Source organism: Sphingomonas hankyongi, from assembly GCF_023516575.1.
In the GTDB taxonomy this organism is placed as follows: domain Bacteria; phylum Pseudomonadota; class Alphaproteobacteria; order Sphingomonadales; family Sphingomonadaceae; genus Sphingomicrobium; species Sphingomicrobium hankyongi.
In genome coordinates this window covers 33,761-57,023 of record NZ_JAMGBE010000004.1, presented here as the reverse complement: position 1 = coordinate 57,023, position 23,263 = coordinate 33,761, and the positions used below count along the sequence as shown (strand labels likewise).

At 62.8% G+C, this 23,263-nt stretch carries 24 protein-coding genes; 6 read left to right on the top strand and 18 right to left on the bottom strand.

The window, feature by feature from the left end:
- Window positions 1-14: 14 nt before the first annotated feature.
- The 8 genes from LZ538_RS12015 to LZ538_RS11980 are packed head-to-tail and all read right to left on the bottom strand — an operon-like array spanning window position 15 to window position 5,725.
- Complete coding sequence (locus tag LZ538_RS12015; RefSeq protein WP_249832273.1) at window positions 15-374, bottom strand: HesB/IscA family protein; 360 nt, start codon at window positions 372-374, stop codon at window positions 15-17.
- Window positions 371-826 carry an SUF system Fe-S cluster assembly protein gene (locus LZ538_RS12010; RefSeq protein ID WP_249832272.1) on the bottom strand — a complete coding sequence of 152 codons (456 nt, stop codon included), beginning with the start codon at window positions 824-826 and terminating at the stop codon, window positions 371-373. Before LZ538_RS12010 ends, LZ538_RS12015 begins: the two co-directional genes overlap by 4 nt.
- Window positions 823-2,016: a cysteine desulfurase gene (locus LZ538_RS12005; RefSeq protein WP_249832271.1), complete on the bottom strand. Its 1,194-nt coding sequence runs from the start codon at window positions 2,014-2,016 to the stop codon at window positions 823-825. Before LZ538_RS12005 ends, LZ538_RS12010 begins: the two co-directional genes overlap by 4 nt.
- On the bottom strand, window positions 2,013-2,750 hold the full coding sequence (locus tag LZ538_RS12000; RefSeq protein ID WP_249832270.1) for a SufD family Fe-S cluster assembly protein: 738 nt from the start codon (window positions 2,748-2,750) through the stop codon (window positions 2,013-2,015). The genes LZ538_RS12005 and LZ538_RS12000 overlap by 4 nt, the downstream gene beginning before the upstream one ends.
- Entirely contained in the window at window positions 2,747-3,043 is a 297-nt protein-coding gene (locus tag LZ538_RS11995) for a hypothetical protein (protein WP_249832269.1), read from the bottom strand. The genes LZ538_RS12000 and LZ538_RS11995 overlap by 4 nt, the downstream gene beginning before the upstream one ends.
- Window positions 3,043-3,786 carry a Fe-S cluster assembly ATPase SufC gene (gene sufC, locus LZ538_RS11990; RefSeq protein WP_249832268.1) on the bottom strand — a complete coding sequence of 248 codons (744 nt, stop codon included), beginning with the start codon at window positions 3,784-3,786 and terminating at the stop codon, window positions 3,043-3,045. Before sufC ends, LZ538_RS11995 begins: the two co-directional genes overlap by 1 nt.
- Window positions 3,786-5,255, bottom strand: a complete 1,470-nt coding sequence (sufB, locus tag LZ538_RS11985) for a Fe-S cluster assembly protein SufB (RefSeq protein ID WP_249832267.1) — start codon at window positions 5,253-5,255, stop codon at window positions 3,786-3,788. Before sufB ends, sufC begins: the two co-directional genes overlap by 1 nt.
- Window positions 5,252-5,725 (bottom strand): RrF2 family transcriptional regulator, encoded by a 474-nt coding sequence (locus LZ538_RS11980; RefSeq protein WP_249832266.1) that lies wholly within the window; start codon window positions 5,723-5,725, stop codon window positions 5,252-5,254. The genes sufB and LZ538_RS11980 overlap by 4 nt, the downstream gene beginning before the upstream one ends.
- Before the next feature lie 100 nt (window positions 5,726-5,825).
- Between LZ538_RS11980 and LZ538_RS11975 the strand changes: the two genes are divergently transcribed.
- Window positions 5,826-6,863, top strand: coding sequence for a quinone-dependent dihydroorotate dehydrogenase (locus LZ538_RS11975; protein WP_249832265.1), 1,038 nt, complete (start codon window positions 5,826-5,828; stop codon window positions 6,861-6,863).
- Here the strand turns inward: LZ538_RS11975 and LZ538_RS11970 are convergent.
- Entirely contained in the window at window positions 6,860-8,569 is a 1,710-nt protein-coding gene (locus LZ538_RS11970; protein WP_249832264.1) for a gamma-glutamyltransferase family protein, read from the bottom strand. The genes LZ538_RS11975 and LZ538_RS11970 overlap by 4 nt on opposite strands.
- A 99-nt stretch (window positions 8,570-8,668) precedes the next feature.
- Between LZ538_RS11970 and LZ538_RS11965 the strand changes: the two genes are divergently transcribed.
- Entirely contained in the window at window positions 8,669-10,414 is a 1,746-nt protein-coding gene (locus LZ538_RS11965; RefSeq protein WP_249832263.1) for an AMP-dependent synthetase/ligase, read from the top strand.
- Between the two features lie 6 nt (window positions 10,415-10,420).
- Here the strand turns inward: LZ538_RS11965 and LZ538_RS11960 are convergent, their stop codons facing one another.
- Genes LZ538_RS11960 through LZ538_RS11930 form a run of 7 tightly spaced genes read right to left on the bottom strand, consistent with a single transcriptional unit; the run spans window position 10,421 to window position 15,460 of the window.
- Window positions 10,421-10,834 carry a hypothetical protein gene (locus tag LZ538_RS11960; protein ID WP_249832262.1) on the bottom strand — a complete coding sequence of 138 codons (414 nt, stop codon included), beginning with the start codon at window positions 10,832-10,834 and terminating at the stop codon, window positions 10,421-10,423.
- 47 nt (window positions 10,835-10,881) lie between these two features.
- The gene (gene gloB / locus LZ538_RS11955) at window positions 10,882-11,598 is read right to left on the bottom strand and encodes a hydroxyacylglutathione hydrolase (RefSeq protein WP_249832261.1); all 717 of its coding nucleotides are present in this window, start codon (window positions 11,596-11,598) and stop codon (window positions 10,882-10,884) included.
- A gap of 10 nt (window positions 11,599-11,608) precedes the next feature.
- Window positions 11,609-12,667, bottom strand: a complete 1,059-nt coding sequence (locus tag LZ538_RS11950; protein WP_249832260.1) for an NAD(P)H-dependent flavin oxidoreductase — start codon at window positions 12,665-12,667, stop codon at window positions 11,609-11,611.
- Window positions 12,661-13,077 carry a VOC family protein gene (locus LZ538_RS11945; protein WP_249832259.1) on the bottom strand — a complete coding sequence of 139 codons (417 nt, stop codon included), beginning with the start codon at window positions 13,075-13,077 and terminating at the stop codon, window positions 12,661-12,663. Before LZ538_RS11945 ends, LZ538_RS11950 begins: the two co-directional genes overlap by 7 nt.
- Before the next feature lie 5 nt (window positions 13,078-13,082).
- Window positions 13,083-13,772, bottom strand: a complete 690-nt coding sequence (locus tag LZ538_RS11940; RefSeq protein WP_249832258.1) for a tetratricopeptide repeat protein — start codon at window positions 13,770-13,772, stop codon at window positions 13,083-13,085.
- Window positions 13,769-14,467 carry an alpha/beta fold hydrolase gene (locus LZ538_RS11935; RefSeq protein ID WP_249832257.1) on the bottom strand — a complete coding sequence of 233 codons (699 nt, stop codon included), beginning with the start codon at window positions 14,465-14,467 and terminating at the stop codon, window positions 13,769-13,771. The genes LZ538_RS11940 and LZ538_RS11935 overlap by 4 nt, the downstream gene beginning before the upstream one ends.
- Window positions 14,468-14,500: 33 nt before the next feature.
- On the bottom strand, window positions 14,501-15,460 hold the full coding sequence (locus tag LZ538_RS11930; protein WP_249832256.1) for a hypothetical protein: 960 nt from the start codon (window positions 15,458-15,460) through the stop codon (window positions 14,501-14,503).
- A gap of 125 nt (window positions 15,461-15,585) precedes the next feature.
- Here LZ538_RS11930 and LZ538_RS11925 point away from each other — a divergent pair, with 125 nt between their 5' ends.
- Entirely contained in the window at window positions 15,586-16,554 is a 969-nt protein-coding gene (locus tag LZ538_RS11925; RefSeq protein ID WP_249832255.1) for an aldo/keto reductase family protein, read from the top strand.
- A gap of 12 nt (window positions 16,555-16,566) precedes the next feature.
- Here LZ538_RS11925 and LZ538_RS11920 read toward each other — a convergent pair whose 3' ends face one another.
- Both LZ538_RS11920 and LZ538_RS11915 read right to left on the bottom strand, forming a co-directional pair.
- A complete protein-coding gene (locus tag LZ538_RS11920; RefSeq protein WP_249832254.1) occupies window positions 16,567-16,782 on the bottom strand; it encodes a helix-turn-helix transcriptional regulator in 216 nt (71 codons plus the stop codon).
- Window positions 16,782-17,192 (bottom strand): hypothetical protein, encoded by a 411-nt coding sequence (locus tag LZ538_RS11915; RefSeq protein WP_249832253.1) that lies wholly within the window; start codon window positions 17,190-17,192, stop codon window positions 16,782-16,784. The genes LZ538_RS11920 and LZ538_RS11915 overlap by 1 nt, the downstream gene beginning before the upstream one ends.
- Before the next feature lie 133 nt (window positions 17,193-17,325).
- Between LZ538_RS11915 and thrS the strand changes: the two genes are divergently transcribed.
- From thrS to LZ538_RS11900, 3 genes are all read left to right on the top strand, one after another.
- Window positions 17,326-19,344 (top strand): threonine--tRNA ligase, encoded by a 2,019-nt coding sequence (gene thrS / locus LZ538_RS11910; protein WP_249832252.1) that lies wholly within the window; start codon window positions 17,326-17,328, stop codon window positions 19,342-19,344.
- A 159-nt stretch (window positions 19,345-19,503) separates the two neighbouring features.
- Entirely contained in the window at window positions 19,504-20,007 is a 504-nt protein-coding gene (gene infC, locus LZ538_RS11905) for a translation initiation factor IF-3 (RefSeq protein WP_249832251.1), read from the top strand.
- 160 nt (window positions 20,008-20,167) lie between these two features.
- Entirely contained in the window at window positions 20,168-23,254 is a 3,087-nt protein-coding gene (locus tag LZ538_RS11900) for a TonB-dependent receptor (protein ID WP_249832250.1), read from the top strand.
- The last annotated feature ends 9 nt before the right edge of the window (window positions 23,255-23,263 follow it).

The following is a 23,263-nucleotide window of genomic DNA, read 5'->3' as shown; positions in this document are numbered from 1 at the left end:
GGTCCGCCTGACCTTCAAACGGTAAAGCTCTCGCCGCAGCCGCATGCGCCTTTGGCATTCGGATTTTCGAACACGAATCCGGCGGCGAAATCGTCTTCGCGCCAGTCCATGATCGAGCCGATCAGGTAGAGCACGGAGGCCCCGTCGACGTAAAAGGTCCCGCCTTGCGTTTCGATCTTCTCGTCGAAAGCATTTTCCTCGGTCACATAATCCACCGAATAAGCGAGCCCCGAGCATCCCCGGCGCGGGGTAGACAGCTTGACGCCGATGGCGCCCTCGGGGGCGCGGGCCATGAGGTCCGCGATGCGCGCCTCCGCCGCTGGCGTAAGGGTTATCGCTGCCGGGCGCGCACGCAGTTTCGTTTCCTTGTTCACAACATTCCTAACTCTAGGCGGGCCTCGTCGCTCATCTTCGTCGGATCCCATGGTGGGTCCCACACCAGATTGACGACAGCATCGCGAATGCCTGGCACGGACATTGCGCGCAGCTCGACCTCGTTCGGCAGCGATTCCGCGACGGGGCAATGTGGCGTTGTGAGCGTCATGGTAATTGTCGCATCGCCGTCCTCGCTGATGTCGACTCCATAGATCAGGCCCAATTCGTAAATGTCGACCGGGATCTCCGGATCGTAGATCGACTTCAGTGCCTCGACGACAGACGCCTGGAGGTCGCTGCCGGCTCCGCCCTTGGGCTCCTCGTCCTTCTCACCTGCCAAGAAGCCGGCGAGATAATCTCGCTTGCGCTCGAATTCGGGCGTGACCCGGGCGCGCGGCGGAGTGTCCACCGCGTCGACGCTTTCCGTCTCGATCTTCTTTTCGCGATTCATCTCGAAAAGATCCGCTTCACCTGCTCGATCCCGCGTACCAAAGCCTCAATGTCCGAGCTGTCGCTGTGCGCGGCGAAGCTCGCCCGCGCCGTCGCCGGGACGCCGAGCCATTCCATCAGCGGCTGCGCGCAATGGTGGCCGGCACGAACCGCGACGCCCGCATCGTCCAATATGGTGGCTGTGTCGTGCGCATGCACCCCATCGACGTTGAAGCTGACGATCCCGGCGCTGTCCTCGGGACCGTAGAGGGTCACGCCGCCCACTTCCGAGAGCGCGGCGCGCGCTTCGGCTACGAGAGCGCATTCGTGAGCGTGGACCGAGTCGAGCGAGAGCTTTCCGACCCAGTCGATCGCCGCGTGCAGTCCGACGGCTCCGACGATGTGCGGAGTACCCGCCTCAAACCTCGCGGGCGGATCGGCGAAGGTCGTGCGCTCGAAAGTCACCGTGTCGATCATCGCGCCGCCGCCTTGCCAGGGCGGCAGCTCGGCAAGGATTTTCGCGCGGCTCCAAAGCGCGCCGATGCCGGTCGGGCCGTATAATTTGTGCGCAGAAAAGGCGTAAAAGTCGGCGCCGATGCTTGCGACGTCGACCGGAAGGCGAGGCACCGCCTGGCAGCCGTCGAGTAGCAGCAAAGCGCCTTTGGAATGCGCGATTTCGGCAGCGCGCTTTGCATCCAGGATCGAACCGAGGACGTTCGACACATGCGCGAGGGCCACGATGCGATGCTCTTCCGTGAGCATCTGTTCCGCTGCGTCGAGATCAATCTGGCCATGCGCAGTGAGCGGGACCGCATCGACTTCATAGCCTGCGAGCTGCCAGGGAACGATGTTGCTGTGATGCTCGAGCCGCGACAGGAGCACGCGGCTGCGACCGTTCTTGGGCAGCGCGCGGGCCACCATGTTGATTGCCTCGGTGGCACCGCGCGTAAAGATCAATTCGTTCGATTGCCCCCCGATAAGTTTCGCACTGGCCGCGCGCGAATCCTCATAGCTTTGCGTCATCACCGCCGAGCGTTCGTACACGCCGCGATGCACCGTCGCATAGTCCTGCGCATAGGCCTTGGTGATCGCGTCGATCACGGCCTGCGGCTTTTGCGCGGTCGCTGCGCTGTCGAGATAATGCCAGTTCGCGATCGCCGGAAACTGATCGCGCACGTTGAGCGCGGAGTTGATGCGGGCAGGGGCGTTCATGCCGCCCTCCTCAACGCTGCGCGAGCGGCGTCACCGATCGCGTCTGCTTCACCTGCGCTGTCCCACAAGCCCATGACAAAGCCTTCGAGCAGCAGCGCCCGCGCGCTTGCCGGGTCGAGTCCGCGGCTTTCGGCGTAGAACAATTGCATCGCGTCGAGCTCGCCAACCGTCGCGCCGTGCGCGCACTTTACGTCGTCGGCGAAAATCTCGAGCTCGGGCTTGCAATTCGCAGTCGCGCCGCGGTCCAAAAGCATCGCTTTTACCGACTGCTCTGCGTCGGTCTGCTGGGCGCCGCGCGCAACTTCGACCTTGCCAAGGTAAGATCCGATGGCCTTGCCATTCAGCACGGAGCGGATGACCTGTCGTGAACGTCCGCCTTCGCCGACATGCTTGACGTTGGTAACGATCTCATTGGTCGAAAGGCCGGCGCCAATATTCGCTGCGTACAACTCGAATTCGGCGCCTTCAGCAAGCGAGACTTCAAGCTCTATGCGTCCGTAAACCGGCGCATTGTTGAGCGCGAAAATGCGCGCATTCGCTCCCTCTCCGAGCGCGAGTTGAACGCGGCGCACCTGTACGTCGTCGGCGATAGGAAGCCACATTTCCTCAAGGCTTTCCCCGGCCGCGAGGACGAGGGTCGCGACATCGCCAAGCTGCTCCCAAACGGGCTGCAACGCGTCGAGATCGGCATAGCGCCATTCTTCCTGCTTTCGGGTCGGGAAGGGCGCCGTCATGCACGCCTCCGCTGCATCATCTCGCGCAACCTTCGGTCGCGGCGACGCTGCCGCTCCGGAGCCATCAGGCCGTAAAGCGAATCCAGCGCGAAAGCGGCCGCGATTATGAGCGCCGCAAGCTCCGCCGCATGGCCGGTGTCCATGAAGCGCGAGAGGACCAGGTCAAGGACAGTAATGATCCCGAAAACGACGACCAGCACCGCCAAATCGGTGACGGCGCGGCCCGTCTTCCGGCGCGCGATCCCAACCAGCAGGATCAGGGCGAGGCACGCAAGGATGAGGCTGAATGCCATTATGCAGCCGCCTCCGCATAGCCCTCGCGCTCGAGTTCGTGCGCAAGTTCGGGGCCGCCACTGCGTTCGATCAGGCCGGCGCGAAGGACATGCACTTTGTCCGGCTCAACATAGTCGAGCAGGCGTTGGTAATGGGTGATGAGAAGCACGCCTTTTTCGGGCGCGCGCATGATCCGGTTGATACCCGCGCCCACGGCTTTCAGCGCGTCGATGTCGAGCCCACTGTCGGTCTCATCGAGCACCGCGAACTTCGGGTTCATGATGCCCATCTGGACCATCTCGGCGCGCTTCTTTTCACCACCCGAAAAGCCGACATTGACGGGCCGCTTGAGCATCTCGGCGTCCATCCCGAGCAGCGTTGCCTGTGCCTTCGCGAGCTTGATGAATTCGCCGCCGGAAAGCTCGGCTTCGCCCCGTGAACGGCGCTGCGAATTGAGGCTCTCGCGCAGGAACTGGAGATATGAGACGCCCGGAATTTCGACTGGATATTGGAAGCCGAGGAACAGCCCCGCTGCGGCGCGCTCATGCGGTTCCAGCGCCAGCAAGTCAGCGCCGCCGAACGTCGCACTGCCTTCGCTCACTTCATAGCCCGGACGGCCGGCGAGGACGTAAGCGAGCGTCGACTTGCCCGAGCCGTTCGGGCCCATGATCGCATGCACCTCGCCCGCGGGAACGTGCAGCGACACGCCGTTCAGGATCGGCTTGTCAGCCACAGTTGCGTGAAGGTTCGTAATCTCAAGCACTAGCCGACGCTTCCTTCCAGACTGATCCCGAGCAATTTCTGCGCTTCGACCGCGAACTCCATCGGCAGCTGCTTGAGTACTTCTCGCGCGAAGCCGTTGACGATCAGCGCGACCGCGGCCTCCTGGTCGAGGCCGCGGCTCATCGCGTAGAACAATTGATCCTCGCTGATCTTCGACGTCGTCGCTTCGTGCTCGATCGTCGCGGTCGGGTTCTTGACCTCGATGTACGGAACGGTGTGCGCTCCGCAATCGCTGCCCAGCAGCAAGGAATCGCACTGTGTGAAGTTGCGCACGTTCTCCGCGCGCGGAAGCACGCGCACCAGCCCGCGATAAGTATTATTCGAACGGCCCGCGCTGATGCCCTTGGAAACGATGGTCGATCGCGTGTTGGCGCCGATGTGAATCATCTTGGTGCCGGTATCGGCCTGCTGGCGGTTGTTGGTCAGCGCGACCGAGTAGAATTCGCCGACGCTTCCATCGCCCTTGAGGATGCAGCTTGGATATTTCCAGGTGATCGCGCTTCCCGTCTCGACCTGGGTCCAGCTGACCTTCGAGCGGTCGCCAGAGCATAGCGCGCGTTTGGTGACAAAATTGAAGATGCCGCCGCGCCCTTCCACGTCGCCCGGATACCAATTCTGGACGGTCGAGTATTTCACTTCGGCATCCTCGTGCGCAAAGATCTCGACCACCGCTGCATGCAGCTGGTTCTCGTCGCGCATCGGCGCGGTGCAACCTTCTAGGTAGGAGACGTAGCTGCCCTTGTCGGCGACGATCAGGGTGCGCTCGAACTGACCAGTATTCTCCGCATTGATACGGAAATAGGTGCTCAGTTCCATCGGGCAGCGCACGCCCTCGGGCACGTAGACGAAGGTGCCGTCGGAAAAGACCGCGCTGTTCAAGCAGGCGAAATAATTGTCGCGCTGCGGAACGACGGAGCCGAGGTATTTCTGGACCAATTCGGGATGCTCGCGAATGGCTTCAGAAATGGAAAGGAAGATGACTCCGGCGGCGGCCAGCTCCTTGCGAAAAGTCGTCGCGACGCTGACGCTGTCGAACACCGCGTCGACCGCGACTTTCGCCGCGCCTTCGACACCGGCGAGAACCTTCTGCTCCTCGATCGGGATGCCGAGCTTCTCGTAAGTGCGCCGAATTTCAGGATCGAGCTCGTCGAGCGACGCGAGCTTCGGCTTGGCCTTGGGCGCGGCGTAATAATAAGCGTCCTGATAATCGATCTCGGGGATATCGAGCTTGGCCCAGCTGACCTCCTCCATCTCGAGCCAGGCGCGATAGGCCTTCAGCCGCCAGTCGAGCATCCATTCGGGCTCGTTCTTCTTGTTCGAGATGAAACGGACCGTGTCTTCGTTGAGGCCCTTCGGCGCGAATTCCTGCTCGATGTCGGAGACGAATCCCCATTCGTAATCCTGGGAGATCTTTTCCTTGAGCTCCCGATTTTTGACGGCCTCGTTCATGCTGACTGCGCTCGTGCGGAGGCAGGGGCCCAGAGCTTTTCTTGTCGGGGCTGGACCCCTGCCTTCGCAGGGGCACTCAGATGTTCGAGCGAAACCGCGCCCAAGGCCCCGCGCACCGCATTGCCGACGATGCCCATGTGGGGCTTAACGCGGCAATGCGCGTCGAGAATGCAATCGTGATTATTGGAGTCCGAACACATCGTCATGACGATTGGGCCTTCGACCGCCTCGACGATATCGGCGAGACTGATCTCGGCTGGGGGGCGGGCCAGAGCGAAGCCGCCCGACGCGCCTCGGGCGCTACTAAGTAGGCCACGCGCGGCGAGCTGGCCCATCAGCTTCTGCGCGGTCGGCAGCGGGACGCCCGTTTCGCCCGCAAGCTCGGTTGCGCTGAGGCGCTCGCCCGGCTCGCGACGGGCGGCAGCGGTCATCAAAACGACCGCATAATCGGCAAGGTGGCTCAGGCGCATCAGCAGTAATTCGGAGTGATTGAGTAGGATTTAGTACGTTGCGCCCTGAAACTCAACCGCCCGGCATGACGAGATTACCGACCCGTGCCATAGCGGGATCGTGAGCCTGTATCCTCTCATCCGTCCTTTTGCCTTCGCGCTCGACGCAGAGCGGGCCCATCGCCTGACCATTCAGGCGCTCAAGCTCGTCCCGCCGCACCGTCCGCCGGACCTGCCGGCATCGCTCCGCACAAAGGTCGCCGGCCTCGACTTCCCCTCCCCGATCGGCCTCGCCGCTGGATTCGACAAGGATGCTGAGGTCCCGGAGCAAATGCTTTCCCTCGGCTTTGGCTTCGTGGAGGTCGGAACCCTCACCCCGCGGCCGCAGGAGGGTAATCCCAAGCCGCGTCTGTTCCGCCTGCGCGAGGATGAGGCGGTGATCAACCGCATGGGTTTCAACAACAGGGGCCAGGCGTCGGCATTCGACCGGCTTCAGCAATGCAGCCATTCGCGCGGAATCGTCGGCGTCAATGTCGGCGCCAACAAGGACAGCGCTGACCGCATTGCCGATTACGCGAACGGCGTCCGCGCAATGGCGACGGTCGCGGATTATCTGACGATCAACATCAGTTCGCCCAATACGCCCGGCCTTCGTCAGCTGCAGGATGAAGGCGCGCTTCGCGAGCTTCTCTCGGCAGTGCAGGAATCTCGCCCTGCTAAAGGTGCGCCGATATTCCTGAAGGTCGCACCCGACCTTGGCGAGGGCGAACCGGACCAGATTGTCCGAGTGGCGCTGCAGCACGGGATCGAGGGGCTAATCGTCGCCAATACGACGGTGTCCCGTCCGGAATTGAAGTCGCGATGGGCCGGCGAACAGGGGGGATTGTCCGGTGCACCTCTAAAAGCTTTAGCGCTCCAGGCGTTGCGCGACTTCCGATCCGCTTCCGGCGGTGAGATCCCGTTGATAGGGGTCGGCGGGATAGCCACGGCCGAGGACGCATGGGAGCGCATCCGTGCCGGAGCGAGCCTCGTGCAGCTCTACAGCGCGATGGTCTACCAAGGCCCGGGCATCGCGCACCAAATTGCGCTCGGTCTAGCAGCGCTGCTCGAACGCGAAGGATTTGCGAGCGCCGGCGAGGCGGTCGGCAGCGCTATCTAGTGCACCATCACCACTACGCCTTCTCGGCGCGGGTCGGCGGCGCCGTCGATCTTGCCGTTGCGGATCAATACTGCTGTGACCCCGGAATCCTCGCCCTGCCCGGGCTTGAGATCGATTCCGCGCTGCCGGAGGCCTTCGAGGATCGCCGGCGAGAACTTCATCACCTCGCCGTTGAAGTTCGGCCCGCGTGCGACGAGGTTCGGCGCTGCGAGAGCATCGGGCATGCTCATGTTCCAGTCGACCGCCGCGACGAGCGACTTTGCGACATAAGCGAGGATCGCATTCCCGCCGGCGGAGCCGATCGCTCCGGCGAAGCGGCCGTCGCGCGTGAGCAGGATGGAAGGCACCATCGACGAACGCGGCCGCTTGCCGGCTGCCACGGCGTTGGCGACGGGCCGGCCCTGAGCATCCGTCGGGCTGAACGAAAAGTCGGTCATCTCGTTATTGAGGAAGAAGCCGTCGACCATTCGGCCGCTACCGAAGATCGATTCGACCGTAGTGGTCATCGACACGACGTTTCCCCGCGCGTCGCGGATGATGAAATGAGAGGTGCCGGTCGGTTCGAGCGTATTGTCCGCTCCCGGTTGCCGCACAGGTTCAGGTCGGCCGGCTTCCGGAGGCGGGCCCGCGGTGCTGCCGATGAGCCGGCGACGAGCGGCAACGTAGAACGGGTCGATCATGCTTCCGACCGGAACGCGCGCGAACGCGGGGTCGCCAACATATTTGTCCCGGTCGGCGTACATGACGCGGCTTGCCTCGGCGAAGAGAAACCAGGCTTGCGGGTCCGTCGGTCCACGCGAGCCAATGTCCGTCTGCTCGAGAAGCATCATCAGCTGGATTAGCCCGACACCGCTCGATGGCGGCGGCGGGACGCACAGAAGGTAGAGCCGATACTTGCCGCACACTGGCTCGCGTTTGACCGGCTTGTACGCGACGAGGTCCGCGAGCGTCATCGACCCGCGCAGTGGTCCAGCACGCGTGCGGGAAACGATCTTCGCAGCTGTCGATCCATCGTAGAGCGCTGCCGGGCCCTGATCGGCGAGGCGCCGGAGGAAGTCGGCATAGGGCTTGTTGACGAGCCGGTCGCCGGCGCTGAGCAGCGTGCCGTCCGGCTTGGAGAAATATGCGATCACGTCCGGCGCACGGTTTTCAGCGTTGCTCGCGTGGATCATGCGCCCGAGCCGAGGGCTCACGACGAAGCCCTCGTCCGCGGTCCGCTCCGCGGAACCGAACAATGTCCGCCACGGTAGCTTGCCATGCTCTCCATGTGCGAAAGCCAGCATCTTCACGGCGCCAGGAACGCCGGTTGCCCGTCCGCTCACCACCGCCGTATCGAACGGCAGCGGTTTCCCAGCCGCATCGAGGAACATGCCCGGAGTGGCCTGTGCCGGCGCGACTTCGCGGCCATCGTAGATTGTCAGCCTGCCGGTGCTCGACTCGAAATAGTTCATGAAGGCGCCGCCGCCCATTCCCGAGCTCTGCGGCTCGACGAGCGACAGCATCGCCTGGACGGCGATGGCCGCGTCGACGGCGCTGCCGCCGCGACGAAGCACCTCGGCGCCGGCCTCCGCTGCGAGTGGGTTCGCAGCGATCACGAACGGTTCCGAGGAACCCGCTGTCGGACGAGCCGGCTCGGCCGGAAGGGGAGAACAGCTCGCGGCGACGAAAATGGCGAACGCGCTACTTAGCTTGACGAACAGGCGCATGCGTAGAAGGCCTAGCGGCACGCCTGCGCCGCGTCCACGAGGTGTGGCACAGCTATTCATTTCCGGTAAGAAGCCCGGCCGGGGGAGCATGGATATTCGATGGCGCGGCAGCTCGAACATTTCGACAATCTGGTTTCGCTGTTCCTGACGCGGGCAGCCGAAAAAGGCGATGAACCTTTCCTGTGGGCCAAGCGCGAGGGACAGTGGCGGCCGACGAGCTGGGCCGATGCCGCCGGTCAGGTCGCCGCTCTCGCCGCCAGTCTCAAAAGGATCGGCTTGGAACGCGGCGACCGAATTGCCCTCGTTAGCGAGAACCGCCCGGAATGGCTGATCGCCGACCTTGCGATCATGGCGGCGGGCTGCGTGACCGTTCCGACCTACACCACCAACACCACGCGCGATCACGCCCATGTGCTCGGCAATTCGGGAGCGCGGGCCGTCATCGTTTCAAGCCAAAAGCTTGCGAAGACCCTGATCCCTGCCGTGCTGACTTCGAGCGATTGCCATCACATCATCGACATGGAGGATATCCGCGCGGGGCAGCTGCCCGATTGGGTCAACGAGCACCATTGGTCCGAACTGATCAGCGGCGATGCAGATGTCGAAGCACTCAGGACAAGCATCACCGCCATCAAGCGGGGAGATCTCGCCTGCGTCATCTACACCAGCGGAACGGGCGGGGCGCCGCGCGGCGTAATGCAACATCACGGCGCGATCCTGCACAATCTCGAAGGTGCGACCGACATCATATCCAGCGACTTCGGCTGGGAGGACGAGGTGTTCCTCTCGTTCCTGCCTGCGAGCCACGCCTACGAGCATATGGGCGGACAGCATTTCCCGGTCGCCCTCGGTGCGCAGATCTATTACGCCGAGAGCCTCGAGAAGCTGGCGGCCAACATCGAGGAAGTGCACCCGACGATCATGGTCGTGGTACCGCGGCTGTTCGAACTGCTCCGCGCCCGGATCCTCAAGTCGGTCGAAGGGCAGGGCGGCCTTTCGAAATATCTGCTGCAGCGGGCGATGAAGATCGGCAGTGACCGGTACAATGGGTCGGTGAAGCCATGGGACCTGCCGATGGATGGCCTGCTGTCGCTGACGCTGCGGCGCAAGATTCGCGCGCGCTTTGGGGGACGGCAAAAGGCGTGGGTTTCAGGCGGTGCGCCGCTCAATCCCGAAGTCGGGGTATTCTTCCAGTCTCTCGGGATCACCTTCCTCCAGGGCTACGGACAAACCGAGGCAGCGCCGCTCATCAGCTGCAACCGGCCGAGCGCGGGCATCCGCCTCGAGACGGTTGGGCCGCCGGTCAAGAATTGCGAGGTACGGATCGCCGACGACGGCGAGATCATGGTCCGTGGTGAGAACGTCATGCACGGCTATTGGCGGAACCCGGAAGAGACGGCCCGCGTCCTACAGGACGGCTGGCTGGCTACCGGCGACGTCGGTCATTTCGACGAAAAGGGCCGGATCGTCATTACCGACCGCAAGAAGGACCTGATCGTCAACGACAAGGGCGACAATGTTTCTCCGCAGCGCATCGAAGGCATACTGACCATCCAGCCGGAGATCGCGCAGGCCATGGTCTACGGCGACCGCCGGCCTCACCTCGTCGCGCTGCTCGTGCCCGATCCGGAAATCGCGAAGCATGCCGACGTGCAGCAGCGGCTGCAGCGCGCGGTCGACCGCGTCAACGCGGAGCTGTCGGTGATCGAGAAGGTCCGGCGCTTCATCCTTGCCGATGAGACGTTCACGATCGAGAACGAGCAGCTCACGCCATCACTGAAGATACGCCGCCACGTTATATCGAAGGTCTATGGCGAGCGCCTGGACGCGCTCTACAAAAGATGACCCCGCCTAATAGGCCGCCGCTGTCTTGGTGTAGGGAATGAAATCTCCGAACACGCAGCTGCCGACCGTCATGTGCGTGGACGTATCGACGACCTCCGCGATATCGCCGCGGCACAATTGCGCAGTGGTGGACTTGGTGAGCAGCGCATAGGGCGGACGCAGGTTCGGGCAGCCACCCTGCATTCCGTTGAGATAGACCCTGCTGCGACCGTGGCGGAAAGCGATCGTGCTCTCGTTCACGGTGATCATGTCGTCGGTCTGATAATGCTGCAGGCAGGAAATCGGCGGCCCTGCCACCTTGCCCGCGGTCAGTTGGGCGAGCTCGGCCTGTTCGGCGGCAGTCATCTGGACTGGCCCAGGCGGAGCGGTGGTACAGGAGCCGACGGCTGACGCGATCAGCAAAAGAGCGGGAATGCGCATGGCAACCTCCTTAACTCCCTCCGCGATCGTTACAGCGCCCGCTCACATTAACGGAAGCTGTCTTTCTCAGTGCGCAATCGTGCGAATGTGGGGACGTCTTTTGCGCGAACGAAAGGATTGGTTTCGCGTTCCTGGGCGACGGTGGTCGGGAGCGTGATTTCGTCCCGATCCCGCATTGCCTTCACCTGGATCAGGCGGCTGGCGATTTCGTCATTGCTGGGCTCGGCGTGAGCCGCGAATTCGGCATTGGCGAGGGTATATTCGTGGGCGCAGAAAAGTCGCGTGGCATCCGGAAGCGCCGCGAGACGCTGGAGGGAGCTGTGCATTTGCTCGGGCGTGCCCTCGAAGAGCCGCCCGCAACCCATCGCGAAAAGGGTGTCTCCGACGAACGCCACCCCGTCCTTCTCGAAGATCAGCGCGACATGATCGAGAGTGTGCCCCGGAACCTCTATGACACGGCCGACATGCCGGCCGATGCAGACCTCCGATCCCTCAGTCAGGGCAATGTCCCGGCCGGGAATGCGAGATGAATCGGGCCCCGAGATCCGCGCGCCCGTCGCGTCCTTGAGCTGCAGGTTCCCACCTGTGTGATCGGGGTGCCAATGGGTGTTCCAGATTTGGTTGAGCCGCCAGCCACGCCTGTCGAGCTCGACGAGAACCGGTGCCGCATCTCCCGGATCGACCACCGCGGTTTCGCCTGACTCGGCATCGTGGACCAACCAGATGTAATTGTCGCTGAAGGCCGGGACAGGGATGATGTCCATGGGTCGCGCTCTAGCTCTGCGGATCGAGGATCGCCAGCGCATCACTCGCAATGCGGCGGGTCAGTTTCTCAGCAGACGGCTCGTCGCCGTAGCAGGCATTCTGACCGGCAAGGCTAGGCATGAACTCAAAGTCGCCGCTTTCCATGGCAGCGCGGAACAGCGGGAGGGATGTGGCACCGGCAAGGGGATAAGGCGGCGCTTCTCGCCGTACCGGTCCGATCTCATCGATCAGCTTGCCGCGAACGGCTCGTGCGAGGCCGCCGCTGTAGATATTGGTCATGATCGTCGCCCGATCACGCAGCATCTTTTTCTGTCCTTCGGCGAGGAAACTTTCACGGCAGTGTAAATAGGCGGTCCCGATCTGGACCCCGGTTGCGCCGAGAGCCAGCGCCGCCGCCATGCCCCTGCCATCGGCGATTGCGCCGGCTCCGATGACCGGAACGCGGACCGAATCGACGACCTGAGGCAGCAGTGCGAACAGCCCGAGCGCTTCCCGCGGATCGCCACCGAGGAACCTTCCGCTGTGACCTCCCGCTTCCCAGCCCTGGGCGATGATTGCGTCGACTCCGCATTCTTCGAGGAAGAACGCCTCGCCCGGAGATGTCGCGCAGCCGAGCACGACGGCACCCGTGGCCTTCACCCGCTTCAGCAGCGGTTCTTCCGGAAGCCCAAAATGGAAGCTGACGACTTCAGGCCTCAGTTCCTCGATGAGGTCGCAATAAGCCTCATCGAACGGCAGGCGGAGCGCGGCTGCTTCGGGCTCCGGAATTCCGAAGCGGACGTAATAGGCGCGGAGCACCTTGCGCCATTCGCTGTCGTCGGCCTGCGCCGGCATCTGGAAGCAGAAGAAGTTGAGGTTGATTGGCGCATCGACCTGCGCGCGGACTTCGGGGACTTGCGCTCTTATGGAATCCGGCGGGAGCATCCCGCAGGGAAGCGAACCCAAAGCGCCCGCGCGGGCGGCAGCGATGCACAGCTCAACCCCAGCGACATTCGCCATCGGCGCCTGGACGATCGGGCGCTCGACACCGACCAGGTCTTGGAAGCGGCGATTTCGCCAGCCTACCATTCGCCGGTGTTGGGCATCGACGCCCATGGCTCGGCCGGGGGCAGCCGGTCGCCCTTCTGCAACAACTCGACCGAGACGTTGTCTGGGCTGCGGACGAATGCCATGTGGCCGTCGCGCGGCGGGCGGTTGATCGTGACGCCGGCGGCCTGGAGCCTCGCGCAAGTCTCGTAGATGTCATCCACCTCATAAGCGAGGTGGCCGAAGTTACGGCCGCCGCCGTAGCCGACCTCGTCCCAATTGTGGGTAAGCTCGACTTCCCCGCCCTCGTCGCCCGGGACCCCCAGGAAGATCAAAGTGAAGCGGCCTTGGGGAACGTCGAAGCGCCGGCGCTCCTCGATGCCGAGCAAGTTGAAGAAGCGGATCGTGGCTTCGGGATCGGAGACCCGGAGCATTGAATGGAGAAAGCGCATGAGCGCTACTTAGGAGGTTCGGCGTCCGATTTCACGATAGGGGTAACGCCGAGCATTTCGGCCGCCTTCGCCGCGGCCTTGCCGACGGGCCCATTAGGGTCGTTCCCCGCTGCGCGCATCCAGTAGCTGCGTGCCTTGTCTTCGTCGCCGGTCAGGAATGCGACATGGCCAGCTTCGAAGAGGATCGTCGCGTCCGAAGGGGCGAGAGTCAGCGCCTTGTTGATCGCCGACTGCGCGGTGGCCTTGTCGCCTTCCCGGATCGCGAGAGCCGACGAAAAGTACCAATAGAATGGGTCTTCCGAGATCGTCGTGGATGCCTCGTTCAGCTTGGCGCGAGCGGTCTTCAGGTCATTTTGCGCTTCGGCGGCGCGCGCGCGATCCAGCAGCGCTTCGCCGCGCTGCTCCGCCTGCAGGTGCGGGGTGGCAAGCGCCTTGTCGAGCGCCAAAGCTGCCTTTCCAGGCTGCTTGGCCGTGATCCACATGTTGCCCGCCGCGGCCCACAAACGGGCGGTCGCCGGATCGTCGTTCGGCGAGGCTTTTGCAGCCTCCTCGAAAGACTGTGCCGCAGCTTCCGCATTGCCCGCGCTTTGCGCCTGGAGCGCCCGGCACACGAGGGCGCTGGAAGTGACCACATCGGGACACGGAGCCGCGGACGGCGCGGCGGCAGCCAGCATGGCGGCTAGGGCTAAGATCATTCAGCTTGCTCCAAAAGGCCGGAGATGGTCCGCAGGATCGCAGCGATCTCGTGCGGCTCCGAAAGGCGATGGCCTCCGCCTTTGATGGTCAACAGCTGGACATCGCCTGAACGCACGCAATCCATCGTCCTGTGCGCCACGGCGATCGGCACCTCCTCGTCCCTGTCTCCGTGGATCAAACGCACCGGACATTCGACGGCAATCTCGGCGGTGAGCAGCCGCAATTGCTGTCCCGATTCCCAGAACTTTCGTCCGACTCCTTGCTGCTCGGCACTGTCGGCGCTGGCGAGGCCCCAATCGGTGAAGTCCGGGGCCGCAGCGATCCCGACCAACGCCTTCGCTCGCTCCGGCCTCAGGATCGCCAGGTGCAGGCCGATCCACCCGCCCATCGAGGAGCCTACGACGATGAGCGGCCCATCCGTCAGCTCGTCTATTACGGCGAGGCTTTCCTCCAGCCACAGCGCGAGAGTGCCGTCTTCGAAATTGCCGTTGCTGCATCCAGTGCCGGAGTAATCGAAGCGGAGCATGGCAATTCCGCGTCCTTCTGCGAAAGCGTCGATCGCGACTGCCTTGGCGCCTTCCATGTCGGAGGCGTAGCCGGGAAGGAACAGCAAGGTCGGCGAATGGCCGGGTCGCTTTCGATAGCCAAGCCGACGGCCTTCAAACTCGAGATACTGGACAGCAATTTCACTCATGAAGGGGCGTTTAGCCGCAAATATTGGGGACGGTCACGCGTGGGCGACCGAGCGCGCCCCAACCAGGCCGCCAGCGTCGCCATCTTCGTTCCGGGTCTCGAAGAGCCTGCTCGCCCATGCCTTCATCGACGGAGGCGCGTCGGCCCATTCCCAAAGGCCGTTTTCCCCGATCCGCAGGTGCCGGTCGGGATCGAAGTCCATCATCCGGAACTCCTGGTCCAGCTCCCAGTACCGGCGGTCGACGACATCCCCATGCCACAAATGGCGGATCGTGCCGGGCACGACGCCGAGCTGCCTCCGCACCAGCCTTGCGGCTTGGCGCGCCCAGCGCACGAAATGCTCGGCATAGGGCAGCGACGGACCGATGGTGTTCGCGATGCACTGGGTTTGCATCGATGCACCAGCGAACACATGAGCCATGAGATGATCGTTGCTGCCGGTGAGGCAGGCGTCATAGACGCCGCATTGCTCGAACAACTCCCGGCGCGCTGCCCAGGCATAGCCGGTGTGCCCGTCCCGGGAAAAAGAGGGGTTTGCCGAAAGGGCGGGGTTCCGGCGGAAGCAGGATGCAAAGGATTCGTCGGCCGTCGTGGTCTCGTCTTCCCGGTTGTCGCGGTTCAGCCGAATGGCATGGCTGAACAGCTGCACGACCACATGCTGGTCCAGCGCCTCCGACGTCAGCCGTGGCCAATCCGGCTCCTCGAACAGGACGTCGGCATCGATCCATGCGACTTTGCGGCAGGAGTCGGGGAGCCTCGCCGCAGCGATGTTCAGCAAACGCTCGCGCTGCCACATCACTCCGCCGCCGCGCACCTGGATAACCCGCTCGCCAGCCTCGAACTCGAAGGGCTGATCGCCGAACGCAAGCTCGATGAGCAGCACGTTGGCTCCCGCGTCACGCATCCCTGCCATGAACGCGTCGAAGTTGCGGCGCTTGGTCTTGTAACCGACGGGGTTGAAATAGGTCGTGATAACCCAAAGGTCGGAATGCATTGTTGGCCTCGATTGAACGCAATTGACGGTCTAACGCCGTCAAGCCCCGAAGCCGGCGAGGGCTTGTTTAGCGGCACGGGATATGACCGCAAGGTGACGCGTTCCGCATTCTGAAGGGTGGTCAGATGAAATATCGCAAACTCGGAAGCAGCGACCTCGAAGTCTCCGAAGTTTCGCTGGGTTCGTGGTTGACCTACGGCCTCGGAGTCGAGGCGGAGAAGGCCAGGGCGTGCCTCGATGAAGCTTTCAACCAAGGCATCAACTTCATCGACACCGCCAACATCTATGGGCGCGGCGCAGCCGAGAGCTTTTTAGGAGAGGCGCTGCGGGAGCGACCGCGCGACAGCTATGTGCTTGCGACAAAGCTTTTCTTCCCGATGACTGAAACCGATCGCGGCCTGTCGCGAGCCCAGGTCGAAAAGCAACTGGACGATTCCCTGCGGCGTCTGCGCACCGACCATGTCGATCTCTACCAGTGCCACCGCTACGACTGGGACACGCCGCTCGAGGAGACGATGGAAGCGCTTTCGCGCGCCGTTCAGAGCGGCAAGGCGCGCCATATCGGTTTTTCGGAATGGCCGGCGGACCGTATCCGGGCATCCCTGGATCTCAGCCGGGATCGCGGATTCACCAAGTTCGTATCGAGCCAGCCGCAATATTCGCTTCTATGGCCCGAGCCCGAAAAAGAGGTGATTCCGCTCTGCGCCGCGAACGGGATTTCGCAGATCGTCTGGTCGCCGCTGGGACAAGGTGTGCTGAGTGGGAAATATGACCCGGAATCACCGCCACCGCGCGACTCCCGCGCCGCGAGCGCGGAGATGGGCGGTTTCATGGATCGGCTCATGCGGCCGGACGTGCTTCGCGCGGTTCAGCGCCTGAAGCCCATCGCGGCCGAGGCTGGATTGACCCTGCCCCAATTCTCGCTCGCCTGGGTCCTTCGGGAGCCTAACGTCGCGTCCGCGATCATCGGCGCGTCGCGACCAGAGCAGGTGCAGGAGAATGCAGCTGCGTCCGGCATCGCTGTGGATCAGGAGCTGTTCTCTCGGGCCGAGGCGATACTCAATGAGGCGCTTGCAGACGCCAGGGCCGAGTAGGCTGATCGGCGTTCAAATTGCCTTGGAGCTTCTCCGGCTCGGCGATTCGAACACATCCTCGATCGTCAGCCCGAACAGCTCGGCGATGCGGAATGCCAGCGGAAGCGACGGGTCGTACCGGCCGGTCTCGATCGCGTTGACGCTCTGGCGCGACACTTCGAGCCGTTCTGCGAGATCCTGCTGACTCCAGCTGCGCTCTGCGCGCAGCACTCGAAGACGATTTTCCATCAGCAGCCTACCGGCGCGCCAAGCGTGAGCTTATTGATGCAGCCGCCGACCCCCAGGCCGAAGAACCACACAACGGCGATGTAATAGGCATCGATATGGCCGGCGAGATTAAAGCTCTGGAGGAAGCCCCAGATGGTCGCGGCGCTGAGCGCAATGGCGCTGGCCCAAAGCGTTTGTCGGACCATCAGCATGCGGACATATTCGTCTTCTTCTTCCACAAGGTATCGGCCGATGGCGCCGAAGATGCCGATGATCGGAAGGGCGGGAAGGATTGCCGCGACATAGGCCACAAAGCCGCTCAATAACTGATGCTTGAAGGCGTAGATCGCTCCCAGGAGGAAGATGGCGTAGAGCAAGCTCAGCCAGATCACCCGCATGTTGTACCGCTTCCAGGCCATAGATCCAGACATGGCAACGTTCCTTTTCAGAATGACAAGCATCCTTTACTATTCTCTGCATACACTGTCAAGTTTGCTTGTCATGAGTTTCGCATTGGGCCGCGAGGTTGAGACGGAGCCTCACCGAAGCTAGAGCGGCGAACGCATGACCAAGATGTTCAAGATCGCTCTCCCCGATGGCTCGGTGAAGGAGATGCCGGAGGGCTCGACGCCAGCGGACGTGGCGGCGGCAATCGGTCCTGGGCTGGCCAAGGCGGCGCTGGCCGCCAAGGTCGATGGAGAAGTGCGCGACATCATGCGTCCGTTCGAAGGCGACGCGGCGCTCGCGCTGATCACGTCGCGCGACGAAAAGGATGCGCTCGAACTGGTCCGCCACGATTTCGCGCACGTGCTGGCCGAGGCGGTACAGAATCTCTTCCCCGGAACGCAGATCACCTTTGGCCCGGCGACGGAGGACGGTTTCTACTACGATTTCGCACCAGCGCCGGAACGTGGGCCCTTCACCGAGGAGGACCTGCCTGCGATCGAGGAGGAGATGCGGCGCGTCATCGCCGCCGACAAGCCGCTAATCCGCGAGGTGTGGGATCGCGCCCGCGTGCGGCAATTCTTCATCGACCATGGCGAGACCTTCAAGGCTGAGTGGGTGATGGAGCTGCCCGAGGGCGAGCCCATCACAATGTACAAGACGGGTCATGGCGAGGCTGACTGGATCGACCTTTGTCGCGGGCCGCATCTCGCGTCCACAGGCAAGCTCGACCCCAACTCCTTCAAGCTGACTCGGGTCTCAGGCGCATACTGGCGCGGCGATCCGAAGAATCCGATGCTGAGCAGGATCTACGGCACTGCATGGCTCAACAAGAAGCAGCTCGACGAGCATCTTCTTAGGCTCGAGGAAGCAGCCAAGCGCGATCATCGCAAGATCGGGCAGGAGATGGACCTGTTCCACCTGCAGGCCGAGGCGCACGGCAGCGTGTTCTGGCACCCGAACGGCTTCATGATTTGGCGCCAGCTGGAGGCTTACATTCGTCGCCGCCTCGACGCGACCGGCAACGTCGAGGTCAAGACGCCCCAACTGATGGACGCGAAGCAGTGGGAGAAAAGCGGCCACTGGGGCAAGTATCGCGAAAATATGTTCATCGTTCCGGACGAGATACCCTCGACGGACGATGACGCTCCGGTGCTGTCAGGCAAGGCTGACTTGATGGCACTGAAGCCGATGAACTGCCCGGCCCATGTCCTGATCTTCAAGCAGGGCATCACCAGCTATCGCGAGCTGCCGATCCGGTTGGTCGAAGAAGGGTGCTGTCACCGCAACGAACCGCATGGTGCGCTTCATGGCTTGATGCGTGTGCGCCAGTTCACCCAGGACGACGGTCACATCTTCTGCCGCGAAGACCAGATCATCGACGAGGTCCGCGCATTCTGCGAGCTCGCCGATCAGGTCTACAAGGATCTCGGCTTTCCCAGTTATGCGGTAAAGCTGGCCCTTCGGCCGGACAAGAGGTTCGGGAGCGACAAGGATTGGGACAAGGCCGAAAACGAGCTTCGCGAAGCCGTGATCGCCGCCGGTATGGCCAATGAGAATTTCGGGTGGGAGGAATTGCCAGGTGAGGGGGCGTTTTACGCTCCCAAGCTGGAATGGCACCTCAAGGACGCGATCGGCCGCACCTGGCAGGTTGGAACGATACAGTCGGATCGGGTGCTGCCCGAACGGCTGGACGCCAGCTACATTGGCGAGGATGGCGAGAAACACCGCCCGATCATGCTCCACCGCGCGATCTTCGGCTCATATGAGCGCTTCATCGGGATCTTGATCGAACATTACGCGGGCAAGTTCCCCCTGTGGCTTGCACCGGTCCAGGCGGTGGTCGCGACGATCGTGTCGGACGCCGACGAATATGCCAACGCAGTGCTCGCCAAGCTGCGCGCCGTGGGGATTCGGGCCGACAGCGACCTTCGCAACGAGAAGATCAACTACAAGGTGCGCGAGCACAGCCTTGCGAAGGTCCCGCTGCTGCTGGTGGTGGGCAAGCGCGAAGCTGACGAGGGCAGTGTCGCCGTGCGCCGGCTGGGCAGCGAAGAGCATCAGAAGATGATGAGCGTCGACGAGGCGCTGGCTATGATGTTGAGCGAAGCGACGCCGCCGGATCTGCGCGGAGCCTGACGCCAAGCCGCCACAGGTCGCGGCAAAAATGACTCACATTTGTTCGCCCGGACTTTTCATTCGAGGCCCAAGGTCCTACCTGCCCTGTTCGACCAACTGACTGGAGATTGCACTATACCACCGCCCTATCCGCGCCGTTCGATGGCGCCGCCGCCGCCGATGAGCGGCCCCCGCTACAACGAGTTCATCCAGGCGCAGAAAGTCCGCGTCATCGATGAAAACGGCGAAAATCTGGGCGTGATGTATACGCGCGAAGCGTTTGAGCAGGCACAGGGAGTTGGGCTCGACCTGGTCGAGATCTCCCCCAATGCCGATCCGCCGGTCGCCAAGTTCCTCGACATCGGCCGCTTCAAATATGAGGCGCAGAAGAAGGCCGCCGAGCAGCGCAAGAAGCAGAAGACGCAGGAGATCAAGGAGATCAAGATGCGTCCGAACATCGACGATCACGACTATGACACCAAGATGAAGAAGGTGTTCGAGTTCCTCGAGGAGGGGGACAAGGTGAAGGTCACGATGCGCTTCCGCGGACGCGAGATGGCGCACGGGGAGCTTGGCATGGCCGTTCTCCGGCGTGTTCAGGAGCAGACGGCGGAAATGGCCAAGGTCGAGGCGCACCCGCGCATGGAAGGCCGCCAGATGCTGATGGTGCTTGCGCCCAAGTAAGTTGGCGCTTCGCCAGAGGGCTTACTTACACTGCTGTTGCAAAACTGCTGCAGTCGCGCGGCAATGTTGTTCTGCGCCTCGTGGATTGCTTCCCTAATCGGGCAATTCAGGATTAGCCTCGCCCTCAAGCGCGATCCCGTCGCGCCAAAGGGGAGAGAGCATGAACCGCAAGTCCGCTTGGCTGCTTTCAGCAGGCCTGTTTGCACTGTCGACTCCGGCATTCGCGCAAACGTCACAATCGACCACGGATACCGATAAAGCAGCGGCCGAGCCGACGCAGGGGGCAACTGCGGAAGGCGCTGCCGTTTCAGACAAGGCGGTCGAGCAACAGCCTGTCGATGCGGGCGATATCGTCGTTACCGCGACGCGGCGTAACGAGGCGCTTTCGGATGTCCCACTGGCGGTCAGCGCGGTCACTGCGCAAGCGCTCGAAAACACGGGCGCGACCGACATACGTCAGATGCAGCAGGTTTCGCCGTCGCTGCTCGTCACTTCGACCCAGTCGGAGGCCGGCGCCTCTACGGCCCGTATCCGTGGCATCGGCACGGTCGGCGACAACCCCGGACTGGAAAGCTCCGTGGGCATCTTTATCGACGGCGTTTACCGCAGTCGCGTCGGCGCCGGCCTTACCGAGCTCGGCCCAGTCGACCGCGTCGAGGTTCTCCGCGGTCCGCAGGGTACTTTGTTCGGCCGCAACACTTCTGCCGGCCTCATCTCGGTGATCACGGCCAAGCCGCTGTTCCAGCCTGAAGTCGCCGGTCAGCTCGACATCGGCAATTATGACATGCGCCGAATGGAGCTGAGCGTCACAGGGCCGCTGAGCGACACGATCGCCGCGCGTCTCGACGGCGTCTGGATGAAGCGCGACGGCTTCGTCGAAGACCTCGTATCAGGCCGCGACGTGAACGATCGTGATCGCTGGCTGCTTCGCGGCCAGGTGCTGTTCGAGCCGTCCGACAATTTCTCCTTCCGCATCGTCGGCGACTATTCGAAGCGCGACGAGGAATGTTGCGCCGCTCCCTATGTGCCCGCTGAAGACCATGTCGGCGATGGCAATGGGGGCTTCGTAGCAGCTCCTTCGAGCTTCAAGCCGCTAATGGAAGCGCTCGGCGCGACCGTTCCGGACGATCCGTTCGATCGGGACGTCGTGATCTCACCCGGACGCAGCTACCGGCAGGACGTGAAGGACTGGGGCCTGTCCGGCGAAGGGGTCTACGACTTCGGCTGGGGCGAGTTGACGTCGATCACGGCCTATCGCTTCAACAAGCTCATCCGCGGCAGCGACATCGATTATTCTGACCTCGATATCGCCTACCGCCCCGACGACGGAACCGCGTTCAACCGATTCAAGACCTTTACCCAAGAGTTGAGGCTTCAAGGCAATACGTTCAACAACCGCCTCGACTGGCTCGTCGGCGGCTATTACGCGAACGAGAAGCTTCGTAGCCAGGACTCGATCCGCTACGGCGAGGACTTCGACGATCTGTCGAGCTGCCTGGCGGCCAACACCTTCGCGGCGCTGGTGGCTCAGCCCACGTTGATCAATCCGCTTAGCCCGACTTGCTTCAGCACCGGGGTCGCAACCGCGGTGCGCGATAACCTTGTCGGCCAGTTCTTGACGGCTGCTGGGAACCCGCTGACGCCGCCGGCGGTACTGCAACAGCTCGCGACGACCATTACAACGGTAGGTGCCTTCGGCAGGCTCGATAACAGCGCATTCTTGCCTGCCCCGATCAATTTCCAGGCGCCGATCTTCACGAACAACGGGTTCGAGAATCTCGTGCTTGCCCAAGCGCCGACTTCGGGCTTCCGGCTGGCGAACACCGGGATCATCGCCGACGATTTCCATCAGACAGCCAACCACTGGGCTTTGTTCACGCACAACATCTTTTCAATCACGGAGCAGCTCAAGCTCACCGTCGGCGCCCGCTACACGCATGAGAGGAAGGAGCTGAACTCCGAGCTTCTCGACAACAACATTGCCTGCAGCGCGTTTACTGGCACTTCGCTGGCCCAGCTGCCTTGCGCGAACCCGAGCGTCGCCGGTCACAGCGCGGAGATCGATGGCACCCACACCGATAACAAGCTCTCGGGTACGGTCGTCCTCAGCTACAAGCCGACCGACCGCCTGCTGACCTATGTGAGCTATGCGCACGGCTATAAGGCCGGCGGGTTCAACATGGATCGCTCGGCGCTTACCCGTCAGATCTCGTTGAACAGCTTTGGCATTCCGATCGCCGGGCAGGTCTGCCCCACCAGCGGAACGCTGCCGACCGGCTGCGCGCAACATGCCAGCGCGGACGATCTGGAGTTCAAGCCCGAGACGAACGACGCGATTGAGCTGGGCGCCAAGTACAATGGCCGCGGCCTCGATATTAACGTCGCTGTGTTCCGCCAGCTGTTCAGTGATTTCCAGCTAAACACGTTCAACGGCGTCAACTTCATCGTCGAGAATATCAACGCCTGTAAGGACGATCTCAATGGCGCCGACGCGGACAACAGCGCTACGACCGGAGCCTGCGACAGCGGCACCAAAGCGGGCGTAAAATCGAAGGGTGTCGAGTTCGAACTTTTCTCTCGTCCGATCCAGAACGTGAACTTCAACCTTGGCGTAACTTATGCCGATACGAAGTATCGCAATAACCTGGTCGGTGCGGACGGCCGCGCGCTTACCAACGCGTTGTTCCAGCTACCCGGGCGGCGCATTTCGAACTCGTCGCTTTGGACAGTCACGTCGTCGCTGGCCTGGACGCCGCCGATCGGAAGCTCGGGACTGCGCGGTCTGTTCTACATCGATACCCGTCACCAGTCTCAGTACAATACTGGCTCTGACCTCGATTTCGAAAAAATCCAGCACGGCTATTGGGTCTTCAACGGCCGCGTCGGTGTGCGTGGACCCGAGGATCGTTGGGCTGTCGAGCTGTGGGGTCAAAACCTGTTCGACAAGAATATTTATCAGATTGCCTTCGACGCGTTCCTGCAGGGAAGCTGCACCGCGCGGGGAGCTGCGAATGGCTTCTGCCTCCCGCCGCTTCCGCCGAACCGGTCCAACCAGCTTTATGGCGTGTTCCTGGGCGAGCCGCGTACGTTTGGCGTGACCCTGCGCTCAAAGCTCGGCTTCGCTCCCAAGGCGCCGCCGCCTTATGTTGCTCCGCCGGCTCCGCCGCCGCCTCCGATCGTGGAGCAGCCGGCACCGCCGCCGCCGCCACCTCCGCCTCCGCCGGTGGAACGCGGCGAACGGGGTTGAACTTCTGAA